Annotated in this window: 15 protein-coding genes; 8 read left to right on the top strand and 7 right to left on the bottom strand. The window is 67.7% G+C overall.

Going from position 1 to position 18,789, the window contains the following annotated elements; genetic code table 11:
• Positions 1-85 precede the first annotated feature (85 nt).
• From WG921_RS07020 to WG921_RS06990, 7 genes are all read left to right on the top strand, one after another.
• Positions 86-793, top strand: a complete 708-nt coding sequence (locus tag WG921_RS07020) for a 3-oxoacid CoA-transferase subunit A (RefSeq protein WP_340108507.1) — start codon at positions 86-88, stop codon at positions 791-793.
• Positions 790-1,479 carry a 3-oxoacid CoA-transferase subunit B gene (locus tag WG921_RS07015; protein WP_340108506.1) on the top strand — a complete coding sequence of 230 codons (690 nt, stop codon included), beginning with the start codon at positions 790-792 and terminating at the stop codon, positions 1,477-1,479. The genes WG921_RS07020 and WG921_RS07015 overlap by 4 nt, the downstream gene beginning before the upstream one ends.
• 201 nt (positions 1,480-1,680) lie before the next feature.
• Positions 1,681-2,745 (top strand): ABC transporter substrate-binding protein, encoded by a 1,065-nt coding sequence (locus WG921_RS07010; RefSeq protein WP_340108505.1) that lies wholly within the window; start codon positions 1,681-1,683, stop codon positions 2,743-2,745.
• 81 nt (positions 2,746-2,826) lie between these two features.
• Complete coding sequence (locus WG921_RS07005) at positions 2,827-3,741, top strand: ABC transporter permease (RefSeq protein WP_340108504.1); 915 nt, start codon at positions 2,827-2,829, stop codon at positions 3,739-3,741.
• On the top strand, positions 3,738-4,568 hold the full coding sequence (locus WG921_RS07000) for an ABC transporter permease (RefSeq protein ID WP_340108503.1): 831 nt from the start codon (positions 3,738-3,740) through the stop codon (positions 4,566-4,568). Before WG921_RS07005 ends, WG921_RS07000 begins: the two co-directional genes overlap by 4 nt.
• The gene (locus WG921_RS06995; RefSeq protein ID WP_340108502.1) at positions 4,565-5,638 is read left to right on the top strand and encodes an ABC transporter ATP-binding protein; all 1,074 of its coding nucleotides are present in this window, start codon (positions 4,565-4,567) and stop codon (positions 5,636-5,638) included. Before WG921_RS07000 ends, WG921_RS06995 begins: the two co-directional genes overlap by 4 nt.
• A 74-nt stretch (positions 5,639-5,712) precedes the next feature.
• Complete coding sequence (locus tag WG921_RS06990) at positions 5,713-6,153, top strand: universal stress protein (protein ID WP_340108501.1); 441 nt, start codon at positions 5,713-5,715, stop codon at positions 6,151-6,153.
• Between the two features lie 3 nt (positions 6,154-6,156).
• Here WG921_RS06990 and WG921_RS06985 read toward each other — a convergent pair whose 3' ends face one another.
• The 4 genes from WG921_RS06985 to WG921_RS06970 all read right to left on the bottom strand — a co-directional run bounded on the left by WG921_RS06985 (position 6,157) and on the right by WG921_RS06970 (position 11,743).
• Positions 6,157-6,981 (bottom strand): alpha/beta hydrolase, encoded by an 825-nt coding sequence (locus tag WG921_RS06985; protein ID WP_340108500.1) that lies wholly within the window; start codon positions 6,979-6,981, stop codon positions 6,157-6,159.
• A gap of 103 nt (positions 6,982-7,084) precedes the next feature.
• A complete protein-coding gene (gene trpE / locus WG921_RS06980; RefSeq protein ID WP_340108499.1) occupies positions 7,085-8,593 on the bottom strand; it encodes an anthranilate synthase component I in 1,509 nt (502 codons plus the stop codon).
• A 2-nt stretch (positions 8,594-8,595) separates the two neighbouring features.
• Positions 8,596-10,488 carry a peptidylprolyl isomerase gene (locus WG921_RS06975; RefSeq protein WP_340108498.1) on the bottom strand — a complete coding sequence of 631 codons (1,893 nt, stop codon included), beginning with the start codon at positions 10,486-10,488 and terminating at the stop codon, positions 8,596-8,598.
• 70 nt (positions 10,489-10,558) lie between these two features.
• Entirely contained in the window at positions 10,559-11,743 is a 1,185-nt protein-coding gene (locus tag WG921_RS06970) for an aminotransferase (protein WP_340108497.1), read from the bottom strand.
• Between the two features lie 90 nt (positions 11,744-11,833).
• Between WG921_RS06970 and WG921_RS06965 the strand changes: the two genes are divergently transcribed.
• The gene (locus tag WG921_RS06965) at positions 11,834-13,642 is read left to right on the top strand and encodes an ABC-F family ATP-binding cassette domain-containing protein (protein ID WP_340108496.1); all 1,809 of its coding nucleotides are present in this window, start codon (positions 11,834-11,836) and stop codon (positions 13,640-13,642) included.
• Between the two features lie 6 nt (positions 13,643-13,648).
• On the opposite strand, the gene WG921_RS06960 is transcribed toward WG921_RS06965, so the two are convergent.
• From WG921_RS06960 to gyrA, 3 genes are all read right to left on the bottom strand, one after another.
• Complete coding sequence (locus WG921_RS06960) at positions 13,649-14,260, bottom strand: class I SAM-dependent DNA methyltransferase (RefSeq protein ID WP_340108495.1); 612 nt, start codon at positions 14,258-14,260, stop codon at positions 13,649-13,651.
• The gene (trmFO, locus tag WG921_RS06955; RefSeq protein WP_340108494.1) at positions 14,260-15,663 is read right to left on the bottom strand and encodes a methylenetetrahydrofolate--tRNA-(uracil(54)-C(5))-methyltransferase (FADH(2)-oxidizing) TrmFO; all 1,404 of its coding nucleotides are present in this window, start codon (positions 15,661-15,663) and stop codon (positions 14,260-14,262) included. Before trmFO ends, WG921_RS06960 begins: the two co-directional genes overlap by 1 nt.
• Before the next feature lie 215 nt (positions 15,664-15,878).
• Positions 15,879-18,656 (bottom strand): DNA gyrase subunit A, encoded by a 2,778-nt coding sequence (gene gyrA, locus WG921_RS06950; RefSeq protein ID WP_340108493.1) that lies wholly within the window; start codon positions 18,654-18,656, stop codon positions 15,879-15,881.
• Positions 18,657-18,789: the final 133 nt, after the last annotated feature.

The raw sequence follows: 18,789 nt of genomic DNA, 5'->3' as shown, positions 1-18,789 counted from the left end.
GAGGCCTGTTCCGCGGAAACAGAGGCGGGACTATGACGTAAAAGGCCGCTTTTATTTCCCGCGGCCATGAGTAAAAGTCCGCTCCATGACAAAACCAGTTACAGACGCTCATGAAGCGGTCGCCGGAATCGGCGACGGAGCGGTGGTGATGACCGGCGGCTTCGGCGGCGCCGGCATCCCGATCGAGCTGACGCACGCGCTCCTCGACCAGGGCGCGCGCGGCTTGACCATCGTGAACAACAATGGCGGCACCGGGAGGGTTGGAATCGCGGCGCTGATCGACGCGGGCAGGGTGGAGAAGGTGATCTGCTCCTACCCCCGCACCAGCGACAGCCGCGCCTTCCGGGAGAAATACCTCGCCGGGAAGATCGAGCTGGAGCTGGTGCCGCAAGGCGTGCTGGCCGAGAGGATCCGCGCGGGCGGCGCCGGGATCCCGGCATTCTTCACCAGCACCGGCGCCGGCACCGAGCTCGCCGCCGGCAAGGAGACGCGCGTGATCAACGGCGTCCCCTGCGTGCTCGAGCCCTGGCTTCGCGCCGATTTCGCCTTCGTGAAGGCGGAGGTGGCGGACCGGTACGGCAACCTCACCTATCGGCTGACGGCGCGGAATTTCGGCCCGATCATGTGCATGGCGGCCGATTGCTCCATCGTCCAGGTCCGCAAGGTGGTGGAGCCCGGCGGCATCGATCCCGAACATGTGATCACCCCTGGAATTTTCGTCGACCGGATCGCGCTTGTGCCCGATCCGGCCCAGGAAGAGGATCTTGTAGCGCGCGGGGTGGCCTATCCATGACCGATGATCTGGCGAAATATCGTCTCAACCGGGAGCAGATCGCCTGGCGCGCGGCGCAGGACATCGAGGATGGCTCCTATGTCAATCTCGGCATCGGCATCCCGGTCCTCTGCGCCAACCATCTTCCGGCGGAGCGGCACATCACCTTCCAGAGCGAGAACGGAATCCTCGGCTTCGGCGGCCGGCCCCCGGCGGGCGAGGAGGATTACGACCTGATCAACGCCTCGAAACAGCCGATCTCGCTTCTGCCTGGCGTCTCGATCGTCCACCACGCCGACAGTTTCGCCATGATCAGGGGCGGGCATATCGACATCGCCGTGCTCGGCGCCTTCGAGGTCGCGGCCAATGGCGATCTCGCCAACTGGTCGACCGGGCCGGGCGGCGTGCCGGCGGTGGGCGGGGCGATGGACCTCGCGGCCGGGGCGCGGGAGGTGCGGGTGCTGACCTCCCACGTCGACAGGTCCGGCGCGCCGAAACTGGTGGAGCGCTGCGCCAAGCCGTTGACCGGGGCGGGAGTGGTGAAGCGCGTCTACACCGATTTCGCGGTGATCACGGTCGAGCCGGAGGGATTCGTGCTGAAGGAGATCGCGCCCGGGGTTTCCGTCGCGCGGCTTCAGGAGATGACCGGCGCGCCGCTGATCGTCAAAGGCGACCCGGCGCCGCTGATCACGCCGGAAGGGCTCTGAGCGCGCCCGCGCGCGCCTGATCGTGAACGGCGCGGAGCGGGGCGTGGGCGCGCAGGCGCCTGTCGGAGCCCCATCGATCCCGCCCCGCCCCTCTCGGGCGGGAAGGAGACTGCTGCGTCGCAAAAAATCCCTTGAACGCGCTTCACAGATGCGTAGAGAGTGCCGCTTCGCACGGGATGTAACCTGACGCAGGGAGACGAAATGATGCGCTCGCCAATCAGTCGCCGCGCCGCACTCTTGGGAATGGGCGCCGTTGGGCTCAATTTCACCCTACCGAAGGCCGGGCGGGCCGCCGCCGGCAAGGTCAATTTCTACAACTACGACACCTATATCGGCGAGACGACGCTCGCGGATTTCACCGCCGCGACCGGCCTCGAAGTCCAGATGGACCTCTTCGCCGAGAATGACGAGCTGTTCGCCAAGCTGAAGACCGGCAATCCGGGCTATGACGTGGTCGTCGCGACCACCGACTATGTCGAGCGGATGGTGCTGGCGAACATGCTGTCGGAGATCGACCACAACAAAATCCCGAATATTTCCAATATATCCGAGGAGTTTCTTGATCCGGCGTTTGATCCGGGCCGGAAACATTCGCTGCCCTATATGTGGGGCTCGGTCGGGATCGGGTACCGGAAATCGGCGGTGGACGAGGTTCCCGACAGCTGGTCCTGGCTTTACACGTCCGACCGCTACGCCGGCCGCATCTCGATGCTGGGCGACGGGCAGAACGTGTTCGCGATGGCGTTGAAGCTGATGGGCGAGTCGCTGAACGGCTGGACGCCGGAGAACATCGCCGCCGCGGAGGCGATGGTGATCAAGCAGAAGCCGAACATCGCCGCATTCGCCCCGGATAACGGCCAGGATCTGCTTCTGGCGGGCGAAGTCGATCTCGCGATGGAGTGGAATGGCGATATTCTTCAGGTGATGGCCGAGGACGACGACATCGGCTACGCCATCCCGAAGGAGGGCGGCATGCTCTGGGAGGATACGCTCTGCATCCCGAACGGCGGGCCGAACCCCGAGGGCGCCCATGCGTTCATCAACTATCTCCTCGATGCCGAGGCGGGCAAGGAGATCGCGGAATTCATCCAGTTCGCGACCCCGAACGCCGCCGCGAAGGCGCTGACCGACGAATCCTACCGGAACAATCCGGCGATCTTCCCGGACGCTGCGGCGATCGCGAATTCCGAAGTGCTGACCTATCCCGGTCAGGAAATCACGCAGTTGATCGACGCCGCGTGGACGCGGGTCAAGGCGGCGGGGTGACGCCGCTGACGGCCTCGTCGCCGGGGGCGGGCGGCGCCGCGCGCGCGGCGCCGCTCCCGCCGAAAGGGCGATAAGGTCGGAATGGAAAGCTGGCGGCGCTCCATTCCGGCGTTCGCGGCCTTCGCCGGGCCGACCGCGCTCTGGTTGTCGATCTTCTTTCTCATCCCGATCGGGATCATCTGGGTCTATTCCTTCGGTGAGAACGTCACGCTGACCGAGATCCGGACGACGTGGACGCTCGACAACTACGCCCGCATCTTCCAGCCGGAGATCATCACGCTCTTCTGGCGGACGGTCCGGCTCGCGGGCGTCGCCACGATCGTGTGCATCGTCGTCGCCTATCCGGTGGCGCTGGTGATCGCGACGGCGGAATCCAGGTGGAAGCCATGGCTTCTACTGATCATCATGCTGCCGTTCTGGACCAATCTTCTGGTCAGGACCTACGCCATGCTGAACATTCTCGGCGCGCGCGGGCGGCTCAACGGCGCGCTCGAATGGCTCTGGCATCAGGGCGACGCGCTTGCGGGCGTGATCGGGCTCGCGGGCCTCCTTGGCGAGCGCTTCACGCCGGTCACCTTCCTCGGGACGGAGCTCGGCGTGACGCTCGGCCTCGTCTATGTCCATCTGCCGTTCGCGATCCTGCCGATCTATTCCGCGCTGGAGCGGCTCGACCGGTCCTATCTCGAGGCGTCGATGGATCTGGGCGCCGGGCAGGTCCGGACCTTTTTCCTGATCCTCGTTCCGCTCACGTCCGCCGGGCTGGCGACGGCCGCGATCATCACCTTCATCCCCGCGCTCGGCTCCTTTCTCACGCCGGACCTTCTCGGCCGCGGCCAGGTGGACATGATCGCCAACGTGATCGAGCGGCAGTTCAAGCGCGCGAACGACTGGCCGTTCGGCTCCGCGCTGTCGCTGTTCCTGCTCTATGTCACGTTCATCATTCTGGCGATCCGGGCGGTGATCGACATGCGGGCGGCGAGGGGGCGGCGGGCATGAGGGCGAGCCCATTCCAATATGCGCGCAAGGCCTCGATGCGGGCGATCTTCGCGGCCGTGTTCGTCTTTCTCTACGCGCCGATCGTCGTGCTCGTGATCTTTTCCTTCAACGACTCCCGGCGGGGCGGCAATGTCATCTGGCGCGGCTTCACCACCGATTTCTACGTCAAGGCGTTCAACAACGACTCTCTGGTCGAAGCCTTCGTGAACTCGCTCGTCATCGCGCTGGTCTCCACGATCGTCGCGGTGATCCTCGGCGCGATGACCGCGGTCCTGCTCTGGCGGTGGCGGTTTCCGTTGAAGCCGGTCTATGAAGGGCTGGTGGCGCTGCCCATCGTCATCCCGGAGATCTGCATGGGGGTCAGCCTCGCAGTGTTTTTCGCCGCCACCGGCCTCACCATTCCGCCCGAGGCGCCATGGCCGCTCAATCTCGGCAACATCATCGCCGCGCATATCACATTCTCCTTTCCGTTCGCGGCGATGGTGATCCGGACGCGCCTTCAGAGCTTCAGCCCCGAGATGGCGGAGGCGGCGCGCGATCTCGGCGCGTCGGAATATCAGGTCTTCCGCGACGTCCTGATCCCGCACATGGCGCCGGGGCTGGTCGCCGGCGCGCTTCTGGCGTTCACGCTCAGCCTCGACGATTTCATCATCACCTTCTTCACATCCGGCCCCAACACCCTGACATTCCCGGTCAAGATCTATTCGATGGTCCGCTTTTCCGTGACGCCGGAGATCAACGCCGCCTCGACGGTCCTGATCGTTCTGACGCTCGGCCTCACCTTCTTTGCGATCCGGCTGCAAAAACCGACGGAGTTGAGGACATGACCGGCCCCATTGTCTCGATCCGCGCCGTCTCGAAGATTTTCGGCGCGTTCACGGCTGTCGACGATGTGAGCCTCGACATCGCCGAGGGCGAGTTCTTCGCGCTCCTCGGGCCTTCCGGCTGCGGCAAGACCACGCTGCTGCGGATGGTCTCCGGCTTCGAGACGCCGAGCCGGGGCCAGGTGCTGATCGGCGGCGCCGACATGACGACGACGCCGCCCAACCGCCGGCCGGTGAACATGGTGTTCCAGTCCTACGCGGTCTTCCCCCACATGACGGTGGCGAAGAATGTGGCCTACGGATTGAAGGTGGACGGGGTCCCGGCGGCTTCGATCGGGCCGCGGGTCGAGGAGGCGCTGGCGCTGGTCCAGCTCTCGCAACTCGCCGGGCGAAAGCCCGATCAGTTGTCGGGCGGGCAGCGCCAGCGGGTGGCGCTGGCGCGCGCGCTGGTCAAGAAGCCGCGCGTTCTTCTGCTCGATGAGCCGCTCTCAGCGCTTGACGCCAAGCTGCGCGACGAGATGCGGCTGGAACTGGTGAAGCTCCAGCAAACCACCGGCGTCAGCTTCATCATGGTGACGCATGATCAGGACGAGGCGATGGCCGTCGCCGACCGGATCGCGGTGCTGCATCAGGGTCGGATTCGCCAGATCGCGAGCCCGGAGGCGCTCTATCGGAACCCGGTGGACAGTTTCGTCGCCGGGTTCATCGGCAAGGTGAATTTCTTCGAGGCGCGCCGCGTCCGCCGCGCCGGCGCCGGCGCCGTGGTGGAGACGGCGGAGTTGCCGCCTCTCACCTTTTCGAGCGTGCCCGAGGGCGATATGACGCTGGCGATACGCCCCGAGAAATTGCGTCTCGGCCCGGATGCGAGCGGCGAAATCCGCATCGAGGCGCGCCTTGGCGACGTGGCGTTTCAGGGGGAAAGCTCCAGCGTTGAACTTTTTCTGCCGTGCGGGCGCGCAATTCTCGCGTCCGTGCATGGTAAAGTCGCCGCGCTGGTCGGAAAGGTGGAGGAAGGCGCCTCCATTGCGGTTGCGTGGGACGCCGCAGATATGCTTGTTCTGCCGAAAGGCTGAGACAGCCAGATCGACCAAGGCATGGAAACGAAGACGGGCGATGATCGCCCGCGACAACACGAAAGGGAACTCGCATGTTCAAGACCATCGTGGTCGCCTACGACGGATCGGACCATGCCAAGCGCGCCATCAAGACGGCGTGCGATGTGGCGAAACATTATGAAGCGGCGCTCTGGCTGAGCCATACGCCGGAAAGCGCTTCGGCGCCGATCGCGGTGGACCCGTTCATCGGCGCGATCGGGGCGCCGTTGCCGCCCGAAGAGATCGCGGCCGCGGCGAAAGCCATGACCGATGAGGCCGACGCGCTGGTGAAGGCCGAAGGCTGCACGCTCGCGGGGATCCGCACCGGCTCCGTCACGCCGGCCGAAGACATCGCCGCGCTCGCCAAGGACGTCAAAGCCGATCTGATCGTTCTCGGGCGGCGGGGGCGGGGCGCCGTCACCGGCCTCCTGTTCGGCTCGGTGACCCAGGAAGTCTCCAAGGCGGCGCCCTGCGCGGTGCTGACCGTGGTCTGACGCCTATCCAAGCAGCCCGGCGACAAGCTCGCTGTCAGGCGCCGCCAGATCGTCGATCACGTCGTAATGGTGGCGCCCGGGCGCTTCATGCGCCGCCGTTTCGGCGCCGAGCCCAAGCCAGACATTCGCCAGAAGCGCGGATTGGCGCCTGAATTCAGGGAGCTCCGCCGCGCCGACCCAGGCGAGGAGCCGCGCGCCGGGCAGGGGGGCGAGCAGCGCGGGGCTTTCCGCCGCCGCCTCGGCCGCGTCGAGCCGAAGATCCGCGTTCATCGCGGTCCGGAGCAGCGGCCTGAGATCGTGAACCCCGGAAATGGAGACCACCCGCTCCACGCGCCGGGCGATCGGCATCGGCAACGGCCCGTTGTCGGTGATCATGCGCGCCGCCAGATGCCCGCCGGCGGAGTGGCCGCTCAGCCGGAGCGGCCCGGCGACGCGCCCGGCGGCCGCGACCACGGCCGCCCCGACCTCGGCGGTGATCTCCGCGATGCGCACGGCCGGCGCCAACGTATAGGAGGGCATCGCCACCGCCCAGCCATGCGCCAGCGGGCCGGCCGCGAGCCAGGACCAGGCCGACTTGTCGAACGCTTTCCAGTATCCGCCATGGATGAAGACGACGAGCCCTCGCGCCTCGCCTTGCGGCCGGAAGAGATCGAATGTCTGGCGCGCGCCGGCGGCGTAGGGCAGGTCGATCTCCGCCCGCGCGCCCATCGATTCGCGGAACGCCGCCGCCGCCTCCGCCCAGCGTGGCGGATAGGCCGCCGAACCGCTGATATGGGCGCTGTTCGCGTAGGCGTCGTCCCAATCGTCTATCCGTGTGCCGACTGTCATTTCAATCCCCGTCGCATGCGCTTGATCGCAGAGTTGATCATGCGAAATCATGGCCTTTGTCGAGGGCGCCAGCAAGGGCGGCGGCGGGGAAGGGGCGCCGCGCCTATCTGTTTCCGCGTTGCGCGAAGCGGGCGGCCTCCTCCGCCGCGCGCATGACGGCGCGGGCCTTGTGCATCGTCTCCTGCCGTTCGAGTTCGGGGTCCGAATCCCAGACCACGCCGCCGCCAGCCTGCACATAGAGCGCGCCATCCTTGATGACGGCGGTGCGGAGCGCGATGCACATGTCCATCTCGTCGGCGCAGGAGATGTGGCCGACGCCCCCGGCGTAGGGGCCGCGCTTCTCCCGCTCCAGCTCGTCGATGATCTCCATGGCGCGGATCTTCGGCGCGCCCGAGACCGTGCCCGCCGGCAGTCCGGCGAGCAGCGCGGAGAGCGCGTCTTGCCCCGGCGCGAGCTCACCTTCGACATTGGAGACGATGTGCATCACATGCGAATAGCGCTCGACGGTGAATTCCGCTGTCGGCGCGACAGTGCCGATCTTCGAGACCCGGCCGACGTCGTTCCGCCCGAGATCGAGCAGCATCAGATGCTCCGCCAACTCCTTCGGATCCGACATGAGCTCCGCTTCGAGCGCGCGATCTTCGGCCTCGGTCGCGCCGCGCCTGCGGGTGCCGGCGATCGGGCGGATGGTGACGACGCCGCCCCGCACCTTGACCAGCACCTCGGGCGAGGCCCCGGCCAGCTGAAAGCCGCCGAAATTGAAAAAGAACATATAGGGCGAGGGATTGGTCCGCCTCAGCGCCCGATAGAAGGAGAACGGCGGCAGGGGGAAATCCATCCGCCAGCGCTGCGAGAGGACGACCTGAAAGATGTCTCCGGCCTCGATATAGGCTTTGCCCTTCGCGACCATCGCCAGATAGTCGTCGACCCCGGTGTTGGAGATCGGCTCGCCGATCGCGGTGGCGGCGCCGAAATCGCGCTCCAGCGGCGCCGGCCGGTCCAGCGCGGCGACGGCGTCGGAGAGCCGCTCGGCCGCCTGCGCATAGGCGGCGCGCGCGGCGAGGCCGTCTCTCGCCCAGACCGGGGCGATCAGGGTGACGACATCCTTCACCGCGTCCATCACCGCCACCACGGTCGGGCGCAGCATCAGGCTGTCCGGCAGGCCGAGCGGGTCGGGGTTCGGGGCCGGCAACCGTTCCGCGAGGCGCGCCATGTCATACCCGAAAAATCCGAAGAGCCCGGCGGCGATCGGCGGCAGTTCGGACGGAAGATCGATCCGGCTCTCGGCCTGAAACGCGCGGAGACTGTCGAGCGGCGCGAGGGGCTCGGGCGTGAACGCGTCGGGGTCGTAGCGGGCGGCGCGGTTGATTTCCGCCTTGTCGCCCACGCAGCGCCAGATCACGTCCGGCTTCATGCCAAGCGCGGAATACCGGCCCTTGACCTCGCCGCCGGTCACGCTCTCGAGAAGGAAGGAGTTCTCCGCCGCCGCGGTCAACTTCAGCATCAGCGAGACCGGCGTGTCGAGATCCGCCGGAAGCTGCGTCCAGAGGACCTGATTCACGCCGCTCTCATGGCGCGCGGCGAAACTCTCGAAACTTGGGCTGATCTCCATCGTCAATGACCGCTGCCAAAGCCGGTGACCTGCGATTGCATCGCTTCGACCGCCTGCTGGTCGACCGAGAGTCCGACCTCCTGCTGCGCGGCCGCGATGAAGAGGCCGACCACGTCATTCGCCGCCATCTCGTTCATCTGTCGGGTCAGGGCCTCGCGAAGCGCGATGTTCTGGCTCGTCTCCGCGCCCGGCGCGATGTCGGCGACGGACGCGATGACGACGCTGGAGCCGACCTGCTCGAAATCCGCCCCGCCGGGCGGCAGTTCGAACAGGCGGGTGACGAGCGGCGCGGGAATCGCGTTCCAGCCCTGACCGCGGGATTTCGGCCCTTCGCTCTTCAGCTCGGCCTGCATTTCGGCGGCGATGGCGGAGAGCGGCTCGCCCCCGTTCGCGCGCTCGACGATGGTCTCGCCAAGGGCGGAAAGCGCGTTTCGGACCGCCTCGGCCCGCCAACTCGCCGCAACCGCGTCGCGGACGTCGGAGAGCGGCTGAAGCGCGGCGGGCGTGATGGCGTCGACCCGCAGCACGAAATATCCGCCGGCCGCGGTCTCGACCAGATCGCGCTCTTCGCCCTCTTCGGCGGTGAACAGCTCCGCGAGGAATTCGGGGCTGGCGGAGAGGCCGCTCGCCCCGTCGCCGTCCGCCGCGACTCCGTCCGCCTTGACGAGGGGGAGGCTCAACTCGGCCGCGATCTCTTCGAGAGTGGCGCCGGCGGCGCGCCGGTCCTCCACCTCGCCGGCGAGCTCAGGCGCATGGTCGAGGGCGTAGTCGCGCCGGAGCCTCGCGGCGAGCTGGTCCTTCGCCGCCTCGAACGACGTCGTCTCGGCCGGAAAAATCTCCGCGACGTCGATCAGCGCGAAGCCGAAACCGGTGTCGACCGGGCCGACGACGCCCGGCGCGTCAGGCGCGAACGCCGCCGCGCCGGCGGCGGATGCGACCTCTGCCTCGGTGACGTCGCCGAGGGCCGTGTCGGCCCGGCTTTCACCCTGCTCGGCGAGGATCCCGTCGAAATCGATCTCGCCGGCGGCGACGCGGCTCGCGGCGGCGTTCGCTTCGGCTTCGGTGTCGAACACGATCTGGAAAAGCCGCCGGCGCTCTGGGCGCGCGAAGTCGGCGGCCTGATGCTCGTAAAGCTCGCGGAGCTCATCCTCATCCGGCTCGTACCCGGCCGACAGGACGTCGAGCGAAAGGTCGAGATAGACGGCGCTTCGCCGCTCCGGCTCGCTGAACTCCTCGGGATGCGCGGCGTGATAGGCCTCCAGCGCGGCGTCGTCGGGCGCGCCGATATCGCCGGCGAAACTTTCGTCGAGCGTGATGTGGTCGAGCCGCCGGGTCTCGGTCTGGAACGTGTAGATCGCGTCGATCGCGCCTTTGGGCGCGGCGGCCCCCGCGGACAACGCGCGGATCAGCTCCCGCCGGACGATGGCGCGGCGCACGGTCTCCTCGTAGCCGTCGACGGAGTAACCGTTCTGGGCGAGCACATAACGATAGGTGTCGTGGTCGAAGGCGCCGCTCTGGCCGCGAAAGCCGGGGTCGGCGACGATCGCGTCGCGGACGGCGCTGTCGGGGGCGGAGACCTGAAGATCCGCCAGCACCTGATCCAGCGTCGCCTCCTGCGCCATTCGCGCCAGAACCTGCTGCGGCAGGCCGAGCGCGCGGACCGCGTCCGCGTCGAGCTGCTGGCCGAAGCGTTGCGAGACGGTCCGAATCTCCCGGTCCAGCGTGTTCGCGTAGCGCTCGGCCGAGATCTTCTGGTCGCCGACCGTGGCGACGGATGAGCCGATCCCGAAGCTGAACACGTCGCCGATGCCCCAGATCGCGAAGCTCACGACCAGCAGGCCGAAGAGGGCCTTCGCGACCCAGGTTTTCACGCCGCGGCGGAGGAGATTCAGCATTGGAGCATCCTGTTGATGGCGAAACCGCGCGGACCATAGATGGCGGCGGGGTGGGGTTCAAGCGACGGGCTCAGAGCCGGAACGCCCTGAGCCGGCGCGCGGTTTCGCGGATTCCGGCGCGATCCACGTTGGCGAAGGCGAGGCGGAGCGTCCTGGCGCCGTCGGCGTCTCCCGGCGGCGCGAACATCGTCCCCGGCAACGCGAGAAGCGCCTGCTCCGCTATCAGCGCCTTCGCCACCTCCTCCGACGGCGCGTCGAACGGGTGCGCGACATAGGCGAAATAGGCGCCGATCCCGCGGAGCCGCCAGCCGCCCACGCCCGCCTCGAATTCGTTCTGAAGCGCGAGGCGGCGGGCGGTGAACTCGGCGCGTTCCGCCGCGACGAACGCATCCTGCGTCCGCAATCCCTCCAGCGCCGCGATCTGACCGATCCGGTTCGGGCAGATCGTCACCGTGTCGAGAAATTTCTCGATCAGCGCGATCCGCGCCGGCCCGGAGACAAGCGCGCCGACGCGGTGCCCGGTCAGATGATAGGCTTTCGAGAAACTGTAGAGATGGATCAGCGTCTCGTCCCGGCCGGGGCGGGTGAAAAGATCGTGCGGCGGCCCGTCATGGCCGAGATAATCGCGGTAGGTCTCGTCGAGAACCAGCGCGAGCCCGTGCTCCGCCGCAAGATCGTGGAACGCGCCGAGAAGCGGCGCCGGATACTCCGCGCCGGTGGGATTGTTCGGCGAGACGAGAGCGATGGCGCGGGTGCGCGGCGTGATGAGCGCGCGCGCCGCCGCCGGATCCGGCAGGCAGGCGTCGCCGACGGCGAGCGGAACCGCCCGCGCGCCGATCATGTCCAGCCACATCTTGTGATTGAAATACCATGGCGTCGGCAGGATCACCTCGTCGCCGGCGCCCGCCAGCGACAGCAGCGCTGCGGCGAACGCCTCGTTGCAGCCCGCCGTGACGGCGACCTCTCCCGGCTCGATCGGCGCGGCGTAGCGCGCGGACCAGCGGGCGGCGATCTCGCGCCGGAGAGCGTCGTCTCCCGGAACCGGCCCGTAGAGATGGGCCTCCCCCTCGGAAAGCGCGGCCTCCGCCATCGCCCGCCGCAACGCCAGCGGCGGCGGGCCGACCGGCGCGGCCTGCGAGAGATTGATCAGCGGCAGATCGGCGGAAAAGACGCGCCCGCGAATCCAGCCCTGCGCCGTCATGATCGGCGAGGCGAGAGCGCCGTCGAGGGCGGGGTTGGAAGGGGCGCGGCGCACGACATATCTATCGGTCGGCGGGAGGGCGCGCGCAAGGGCTTCCGCGCGGCGAATGTTGACCAAACCCGCGCCGACGGCTACGCGGCCCGGATGGCAAAGCTCCCGATCCTCACTCTCGACCGCATCTCGCTCGATCTGGGCGGCGCGCCGCTTTTCAAGGATCTCTCGCTCTCGGTCTCCGCCGGCGACCGGCATTGCCTCGTCGGGCGGAACGGCGCCGGGAAGTCGACGCTTCTGAAGGTCGTCGCCGGGGTGATCGAGCCGGATTCCGGCGCGCGCTTCGTCCAGCCCGGCGCGCGGATCTCCTACCTGCCGCAGGAGCCGGACTTCACCGGCTTCGCGACCCTCGGCGATTACGTGGCCGCGGATCTCCTCGAGCATGAACGCTACAAGGCCGAGATCATGATGGAGGCGCTCCAGGTCGTCGAGGCGGCGGCGCCTGACGCCGCTTCGGGCGGTGAGCGCCGGCGCGCCGCGCTCGCCCGGTGCCTCGTCGGGGAGCCGGACCTGATGCTGCTCGACGAGCCGACGAACCATCTGGATATCGCCGCGATCGAATGGCTGGAGGCGGAGCTGGCCCAAACCGCGGCGGCCCTCGTCCTGATCAGCCATGACCGCCGCTTTCTCTCCCGCCTCAGCCGCGCGACCATCTGGCTCGACCGCGGCGTATGCCGCCAGGTGAGCCGGGGCTTCGACGGCTTCGAGGATTGGCGCGACAAGATGCTGGAGGAGGAGAGGGCGGAACGCCACAAGCTCAACCGCCTGATCAAGGCGGAGGCCCGTTGGGCGGTGGAGGGCATCTCCGCCCGCCGGACCCGGAACATGGGCCGGGTGCGCCGGCTCGCGGACCTGCGGGAGGCGCGGGCGGGCCAGATCGCCGAGACCGGGCGCGCCGCGATGGCGTTCGCCTCCGGGGCGGCGTCGGGAAAGCTGGTGATCGAGGCGCGCGGGATCACGAAACGCTTCGGGGATCGCGAGATCCTCCGCCCGTTCTCGACCCGGATCGCGCGCGGCGACCGGGTGGCGCTGGTCGGGCCGAACGGCGCCGGCAAGACGACGCTTCTGAACATTCTGACCGGCGCGCTCCCGCCTGACGAGGGCGCGGTGCGGCTCGGCTCCAATCTCGAGATCGCGAGCTTCGACCAGAACCGCGCCGCGCTCGACCCGGAAAAATCATTGTGGGAGACGCTGACCGACAACACGGCGCGTGGCCCGAAGGAGCGGTCGGACCAGATCATCGTGCGGGGGCGCCCGCAGCATGTCGTCGGCTACCTGAAAAGCTTCCTCTTCGATGAGTCGCAGGCGCGGGGCCCGGTCTCCGCGCTCTCCGGCGGGGAGCGGGCGCGGCTCCTGCTGGCGAAGATCATGGCGCGCGAATCCAACCTTCTGGTGCTGGACGAGCCGACCAACGATCTCGATATCGAGACGCTGGACCTTCTGCAGGAGTTGCTCGCGGATTATGACGGCACCGCGCTGATCGTCAGCCACGACCGGGACTTTCTGGACCGGGTCGCGACCTCCGTGATCGCGCTCGAGGGCGACGGCGCCGCGGTGGAGTACGCCGGCGGCTGGTCCGACTACGCCGCGCAGCGCCCGGCCCGGCCGGACGCGGCGGGTCCGAAGCCGAAGCCGAAACCCGCAGCGCCCAAGGAGGCGGCGGGAGACTCGAAACTGACCTTCAAGGCCGCCCACAGGCTCGCCACGCTGCCGGCGGAGATCGACAGGCTCTCGGCCGAGATCGAGAAGCTGGAGGCGTTTCTCTCGGACGCCGCGCTCTACACGCGGGATCCGAAGAAATTCGCAAAGGCGACCGCTGCGCTGGCCGAACGGCGCGCCGCGCTCCACGCCGCCGAGGAGGAGTGGCTTGAACTTGAGGCGCAGCGCGAAATGCTGACTTGACTGAAGTCAGGTCTTTTTAAGGACATAGACGGTCGAGTTGAAGTTTTCGTTTCGCAGGTGGTCGCCGTAATCATGCGATATGACCTGCGCGCCGCCGGCGTCCGTGATCTCCTTCACGCGTCCCTCATAGGCGCTGTGGGAGATGGCGTGATCGTTGAGCGAAAAGCAGAAATACCCGCCGGACGCCAGGATCTGGAACACCTGGTCCATGGCTTCCGGAGGCGCCATGCCGGGGCTGAAGACGCCGACCGCGACGACGGCGATGTAGGATCCGGGCGCCGCCGTCAGCGGGCGATCCGCTTCGATCTGGCGCAGCACGCGGTAGACGTTGCGCGCCTCTGCGCGCGCGAGCATCTCCGATGAGGGATCCCAACCGTCGATGATGGAGAAACCTTCGGCGCGGAGCGCGACGCCGGAAAGCCCGGTGCCGCATCCGAGGTCGAGCACGGGGCGGTCGCGTTCGGTCATGGCGGCCGCGAGCGCGCGCGCGCACCGGCGCGGCGCGGCGTAGCCGCTCTCGGCCACCTCCTCGTCATATGTTTTCGCCCAGGCGTCGAAGAACGCGGGCGTCTTGACGCATGACGAACGCCTCACCTCGTCGAGAAACCTTCTGACCATCACTCCCTCGAAGCCGCCGCCGCACGAGGGGCGCTTGCGTGGTGATCGTCAAGCGCCTTCCATGCGTGGTTCCAGTCCGCGAACTTGGCGCGCGCCCGTGATGTATACAAGAACTTTCTCTCAGCCTTCCCCCGCCTGCCGCCGGGCGCCGGGCCGAGCGGTGGAAAGAGGCCGAAATTCACGTTCATCGGCTGAAACGTCTCCGCCTCCGCGCCGCCGGTGATGTGCGAGAGAAGCGCGCCATGGGCGGTGTCCGGCGGCGGCGGCGGCAGCGCGCGCCCGAGCCGCTCCGCCGCGGCGAACCGCCCGGCGAGCAGCCCCATGGCGGCGCTTTCCACATAGCCCTCGACGCCGGTCACCTGCCCGGCGAACCGAAGCCGCGGATCCGCCCGCAGGCGCATCCCGCCATCGAGGACGCGCGGCGAATTGAGAAAGGTGTTGCGATGGATCCCGCCGAGACGGGCGAAGCGGGCGTTTTCCAGCCCCGGAATGAGCGAGAGCGCGCCAGCCTGCGCCGCGTATTTCATCTTGGTCTGGAACCCGACGATATTATACAAAGTTCCCAGCGCGTTATCCCGCCTTAATTGAACCACCGCATAAGGCTTGTTCTCCGGATCGTGCGGATTCGTCAGGCCGATGGGCTTCATCGGCCCGTAACGGAGGGTCTCCCGCCCGCGCGCCGCCATCACCTCGATCGGCAGGCATCCCTCGAAATAGGGCGTATCCGTCTCCCAGTCGTGGAATTCGGTCTTGGGCGCGGCGATGAGCGCGTCGATGAACGCCTCGTACTGGTCGCGGTCCATCGGGCAGTTGAGATAGGCGGTGCGCTCGGCCTCGGTCTCGCCCTTGTCGTAGCGGGACTGGAACCACGCCTTCTCCATATCGACGCTGTCGACGTAGACGATGGGCGCGATGGCGTCGAAAAAGGCGAGGCTTCCCTCTCCGGTCAGGTTCCGGATCGCTTCCGCCAATGGAGGCGACGTGAGCGGGCCGGTGGCGATGATCACCGAGCTCCAATCCGCGGGCGGGAGCCCGTCGATCTCGCCCCGCTCGACGGTGATCAGCGGATGCGCCTCGATCCGCGCGGTGACCTCGGCGGAGAACCGCTCCCGGTCCACCGCCAGCGCGCCGCCCGCCGGCAGTTTCGCAAGCGCCGCCGCCGCCATGACGACGGAGTCCGCCGCCCGCATCTCCCAATGCAGGAGGCCGACGGCGTTGGATTCTGCGTCATCCGAGCGGAACGAGTTCGAGCAGACCAGTTCGGCCAACCCGTCGGTCTGGTGCGCCTCGGTCCCGCGAATCGGGCGCATTTCGTGCAGGATGACGGGCACGCCGGCGTTCGCCGCCGCCCACGCCGCTTCGGACCCCGCTAGTCCGCCGCCGATGATGTGGAGTGGATCCATTTTCGCTCCCTCGTTGCGAACTACGCCCCATGACATATCGTAACGGGAGGGAAAGCGCGAGGCCCCCCATGTAGGGCGGCCTCGTCGACTCGCATCGAGCCCGCGCTCCGCGCAGGGGCGCGCGGGGCGCCGCGGAACCGGAATTCCAGATTCATCACAGACCCGATCCCCCCGAACCCGGGGCGAAGCCCGGCGCTCGCCAGACCCGCCTGACGTTATTCTTCCGCAGCTCCGTCTTCGGCGTCGTCTTCGGCCTGGATCTCGATCGCGTCGTCCTCTCCCGGATCGGCGATCCGGGCGACGGAGACGACCTTCTCATCCGGAGCGATGTTGAAGACGCGCACGCCGCCGGCGTTCCGCGACCGGAAGGAGATCCCGGAGACCGGGCAGCGGATCGATTGTCCGGAGTCGGTCACCAGCATGATCTGATCGTCGATCTCGACCCGGAACGCCGCGACCAGCGGCCCGCCGCGCTGCGCCCGGTCCATGGCGTAAACGCCTTGCCCGCCGCGCCCGCGGAGCGGGTAGTCATGGCTGGAGGAGAGCTTCCCGGCGCCGTTCTCGGTCAGCGTCAGAATCAGGTTCTCGGCCGCGGACATCTCCGCATACCGCGCGCCGCCGAGCGCGACATCGGCGACGATCTCGTCGTCTTCGGGCTCCGCGCCCTCATCCGCCCCGTCGGCGTGCCCGGCGACGGCGCGACGCATCTTGAGATAGGCCGCGCGCTCTTCCGGCGTCGCCTCGAAATGGCGGATGATCGCCATCGAGACGACCCGGTCGTCCCCGAGAAGCCGGATGCCGCGCACCCCGGTCGAATCCCGGCCGGTGAAGACCCGCACATCCGTGGTTCTGAACCGGATCGCCTTGCCGGCGGCGGTGACCAGCATCACGTCGTCGTCCTCGGACGAGATCCGCGCGTTCACCAGGCGGACGCCGTCCGGCAGCTTCATCGCGATCTTGCCGTTCCGCATCACATTGGTGAAGTCGGAGAGCCGGTTGCGCCGGACGTGGCCGTCCGAGGTGGCGAAGGTGATCTGGAGATCGGCCCAGTCCTTTTCCGGCTTGTCGACCGGCATCATCGCCGCGATGGAGACGCCGGGATCGACCGGCAGGATGTTGACGATCGCCTTGCCGCGCGTCGCGCGCCCGCCTTGCGGCAGTTGATAGGTCTTCAGCTTGTAGCAGATCCCGTCGGTGGTGAAGAACAGGATCGGCGTGTGGGTGTTGGCGACGAACAGGGTGGTGACGAAATCGTCGTCCTTCATCGCCATGCCGGAGAGCCCCTTGCCGCCGCGCGCCTGCGCGCGGAAATCGGTCAGCGGCGTGCGCTTGACGTAGCCGCCATGCGTGATGGTGACGACCATGTCCTCACGCTCGATCAGCGCCTCGTCGTCGACATCGCCGTCGAACTCGACGATCTCGGAGCGGCGCGGAACCGCGAAATTGTCGCGGACCTCGGTCAGCTCCTCCGAGATGATCGTCATGATGCGCTCGCGCGAGCGCAGGATGTCGAGATAGTCGGTGATCTTCGTGGCCAGCGTCTCAAGCTCGTCCGTCACCTCGCTGACGCCGAGGGCGGTGAGCCGCTGCAGCCGGAGTTCGAGGATCGCCCGCGCCTGCGCGTCGGAGAGGTTGTAGGTTCCGTCCTCGTTGACCGGATGGTTCGGATCGTCGATCAGGCGGAGATAGCCGGCGATGTCCTCGGCGGGCCAGCGCCGCTCCATCAGCCGCGCGCGCGCGGCGGCGGGGTCGGCGGAGGCGCGGATCGTCCTGACCACCTCATCGACATTCTCGACCGCGACGGCGAGCCCGCAGAGAAGATGCGCCCGCTCGCGCGCGCGGCGCAGATCATAGGCCGTGCGCCGGGTGACCACCTCTTCGCGAAAGGCGATGAAGGCGGAGAGGAACATCTTGAGATCGAGCTGCTCGGGCTTGCCGTTGCGCAGCGCCAGCATGTTGCAGCCGAAATGGGTCTGAAGCGGGGTGAAGCGGAACAGCTGGTTCAGCACCACGTCCGGGGTCGCGTCCCGTTTCAGCTCGATCACCACGCGCACGCCGTGGCGGTCGCTCTCGTCCTGGACGTGATGCAGCCCGTCGATCTTCTTCTCGCGGACCAGCTCCGCGATCTTCTCGATCATCGTGGACTTGTTCACCTGATAGGGGATCTCGTCGACGACGATGGCGTAGCGATCCTTGCGGATCTCCTCGATATGGGTCCGCGCCCGCATGATCACGGAGCCGCGCCCTTCGTGATAGGCCTTGCGCGCGCCGGAGCGGCCGAGGATCAACCCCCCGGTCGGAAAGTCCGGGGCCGGGATGTGCTCCATGAGATCGTCGATCTGGAGATCGGGATCCTCGATCAGCGCCAGCGTCGCCGCGATCACCTCGCCGAGATTGTGCGGGGGAATGTTCGTCGCCATGCCGACCGCGATGCCGCCGGCGCCGTTGACGAGAATATTCGGAAAGCGCGCCGGCAGGACCGTGGGCTCGCGGTCCTTGCCGTCGTAATTGTCCTGAAAGTCGATGGTCTCCTTCTCGATATCGGCGAGAAGGGCGGCCGCGGGCTTGTCCATCCGGACTTCGGTGTAGCGCATGGCCGCCGCGGAATCGCCGTCCATCGAGCCGAAGTTTCCCTGCCCATCCAGAAGCGGCAGGCTCATGGAGAAATCCTGCGCCATCCGCACCAGCGCGTCATAGATCGCGCTGTCGCCGTGCGGGTGGTATTTCCCCATCACGTCTCCGACCGGGCGGGCGGATTTTCGGTACGGCTTGTCGTGCGTGTTGTTGGTCTCGTGCATCGCGTAGAGAATGCGCCGATGCACCGGCTTCAGCCCGTCGCGGACATCGGGGATCGCGCGGCTGACGATGACCGACATCGCGTAGTCGAGATAGCTCCGGCGCATCTCGTCTTCGATCGAGATGGTCGGGCCAGAATAAACGGGGCGGGACGGGCCGCCATCTTCACGGCCGTCCTCGATGTCGTCGTCGCTCAATGGATTTTTCCTGCTCGAACCGGGCTTGTCTCGTCTGGCCCCATTCATACTCTCTTGGGCTCGGCGCGTCCACCTTCCGGGCGGGCCCGTCCGGCGGGGAGGCGCGCCGGCGTCCGGAGCGCGTTATCGCACG

This window comes from Paludibacillus litoralis (assembly GCF_037646705.1).
Classification (GTDB): Bacteria; Pseudomonadota; Alphaproteobacteria; order Rhodobacterales; family Rhodobacteraceae; genus Pikeienuella; species Pikeienuella litoralis.
Note: the sequence above shows the minus strand (reverse complement) of the source record. Positions and strands in the feature narration are given on the sequence as shown.

What these genes read in the sequence shown, in the direction of transcription:
- WG921_RS07020 (WP_340108507.1), top strand. Translation starts at nt 86, where the DNA reads ATGACAAAACCAGTTACAGACGCTCATGAAGCGGTCGCCGGAATCGGC.
- WG921_RS07015 (WP_340108506.1), top strand. Translation starts at nt 790, where the DNA reads ATGACCGATGATCTGGCGAAATATCGTCTCAACCGGGAGCAGATCGCC.
- WG921_RS07010 (WP_340108505.1), top strand. Translation starts at nt 1,681, where the DNA reads ATGATGCGCTCGCCAATCAGTCGCCGCGCCGCACTCTTGGGAATGGGC.
- WG921_RS07005 (WP_340108504.1), top strand. Translation starts at nt 2,827, where the DNA reads ATGGAAAGCTGGCGGCGCTCCATTCCGGCGTTCGCGGCCTTCGCCGGG.
- WG921_RS07000 (WP_340108503.1), top strand. Translation starts at nt 3,738, where the DNA reads ATGAGGGCGAGCCCATTCCAATATGCGCGCAAGGCCTCGATGCGGGCG.
- WG921_RS06995 (WP_340108502.1), top strand. Translation starts at nt 4,565, where the DNA reads ATGACCGGCCCCATTGTCTCGATCCGCGCCGTCTCGAAGATTTTCGGC.
- WG921_RS06990 (WP_340108501.1), top strand. Translation starts at nt 5,713, where the DNA reads ATGTTCAAGACCATCGTGGTCGCCTACGACGGATCGGACCATGCCAAG.
- WG921_RS06985 (WP_340108500.1), bottom strand. Translation starts at nt 6,981, where the DNA reads ATGACAGTCGGCACACGGATAGACGATTGGGACGACGCCTACGCGAAC.
- trpE (WP_340108499.1), bottom strand. Translation starts at nt 8,593, where the DNA reads ATGGAGATCAGCCCAAGTTTCGAGAGTTTCGCCGCGCGCCATGAGAGC.
- WG921_RS06975 (WP_340108498.1), bottom strand. Translation starts at nt 10,488, where the DNA reads ATGCTGAATCTCCTCCGCCGCGGCGTGAAAACCTGGGTCGCGAAGGCC.
- WG921_RS06965 (WP_340108496.1), top strand. Translation starts at nt 11,834, where the DNA reads ATGGCAAAGCTCCCGATCCTCACTCTCGACCGCATCTCGCTCGATCTG.
- WG921_RS06960 (WP_340108495.1), bottom strand. Translation starts at nt 14,260, where the DNA reads ATGGTCAGAAGGTTTCTCGACGAGGTGAGGCGTTCGTCATGCGTCAAG.
- trmFO (WP_340108494.1), bottom strand. Translation starts at nt 15,663, where the DNA reads ATGGATCCACTCCACATCATCGGCGGCGGACTAGCGGGGTCCGAAGCG.